General features: G+C 56.4%; 1 protein-coding gene. It reads right to left on the reverse strand.

Features of this window, described 5'->3' with window-relative positions; translation table 11 throughout:
* Window positions 1–131 precede the first annotated feature (131 nt).
* Window positions 132–1,394, reverse strand: coding sequence for an IS110 family RNA-guided transposase (locus tag CA13_RS30390; RefSeq protein WP_146403071.1), 1,263 nt, complete (start codon window positions 1,392–1,394; stop codon window positions 132–134).
* Window positions 1,395–1,671: the final 277 nt, after the last annotated feature.

Here is a 1,671-nt window from a genome sequence, read left to right on the forward strand (position 1 = left end):
AGATTGAAAAGGCTTCCCTCGATTGTCACATTCGTTATCTCGAGGTCGATCTGGCGGCCAGATTGCCTCGGTCAGGCATTCGTGGTCCCTCGAGGGAAGCGTGGTCTCGGAACAGAGGCCATTGGCGTGGGTTAGGTTTTCATGGGTGAGCGACGGCTTTTGCGCCGTGGCGATTTCTTCGGTTGGCTCGCTGCTCGTTTGGGCTCTTCGCTGTGAATCGGCCCGGGCGGCTTCGGCTTGGCGCGTTGCAGCGGACGGGCGGTTGCTCCGTTGCGAGGTGCCTCTTTATTGCTGCCTGTCTTGGCTTTTTCCGTGGCGTCTTCATCGTTCGGTTCGGGGGCACCAACTTGCTCCGCATCAGCAATCAGTTTCGACGCATTCCAGTTCGTTTCGTCCCTCATCATGGCCCAGGCCACCACGGCGATCTTGCGAGCCAGTGCGATGCCCGCTTTTTTACGGCGTGTGGTCGAGCCTCCGTGGATACGCTTGAACGTCAACTTGCTCCACTCGTTGTAACGCAGGCTCGCCCAGGCACATTCCAACAACATACTTCGCAGCATCCGTGGACCGCGTTTGCTGATTCTTCCGGAACGATCCATCTCACCGGATTGATACTGCCGGGGCGTCATCCCGAGATAGCTAGAGATGTGGCGGGCGCTCTTGAAGCGGTGCGGATCGTCGATTGTCGCCACGAGCATCTCAGCGGTTTTGCGTCCCACGCCGGGGATCGTCATCACTCGCTGGATGTGAGCGTTGTCGACTGCGAACAGCTCCAGGCGTTGTTCAATCGATTCCATTTCGGTGGTGAGTTCATCGAGTTGCTTCAGTTCGCTGTCGAGTTGTCCCTTCCAGAGGTCATCGGGGCCGCACTGGTCGATTGGTTTGCGGTGGGAGTCGATGTGGGCGCGGCCGGTGTTCCAGGCTCGTGCTCCAGTGTCGATCTCGATGCCGCGGTTGGCGAAGGTCGAGCGGATGCCATTTTTGATTCGGGTGATCCGGTAGTCGAGGTTTTTTCGATACTTGATGATCGCTCGCTGTTCGCGGATCTCGGGACTAGGGACGTGCACGGACGTAAGATCTTTCATCATGGCCATTTTGGCCAACCTCAGTGCGTCGTCTCGATCGGTCTTTCGCTTGGTATTCTTCCAGGACCATGCTTCGTCGTTGGTGCTGCAGACGATGGTTTTGAGTTTTCTCTGGTGACAAACATCGCTGATCCACCCGGACGGGCCGCAGGCTTCCATGACGACGAGGTCGATATCGTTGGACTCGAACAGGTGATTGACGTGAGAGACCTTGGTGAGGATGGTTTCGAATCGGTAGGTCTGATTTTCGGTATCGAAGAAGCAGGCCACCGACTTGAACTTGCCGAGGTCGAGCGAACAGATCATCATGGGACAGTTCCGTGGTTTGAGGTGTCAACGTGTTAAGAGCGATTGATTGTGACCGATCGAGAGATCGAGATCACGGCCTGGTCAGCAGGTGTATCCAGCCGACTCGCCTCAAACCACGGACTTCATGGATTCTTTATCCGATCAACGACGATCGGTATGCTGGTGTTGTGCCTTGGCGTCACAACACTGGCTTGCGACTGATGCCGGTGAACGATATGCCCGACGAACCATTCCCTCGGACAACTTTTCTGGTTCGACCTTCCAATCTCCTGATGGC

The organism is Novipirellula herctigrandis (genome assembly GCA_007859835.1).
Classification (GTDB): domain Bacteria; phylum Planctomycetota; class Planctomycetia; order Pirellulales; family Pirellulaceae; genus Novipirellula_A; species Novipirellula_A herctigrandis.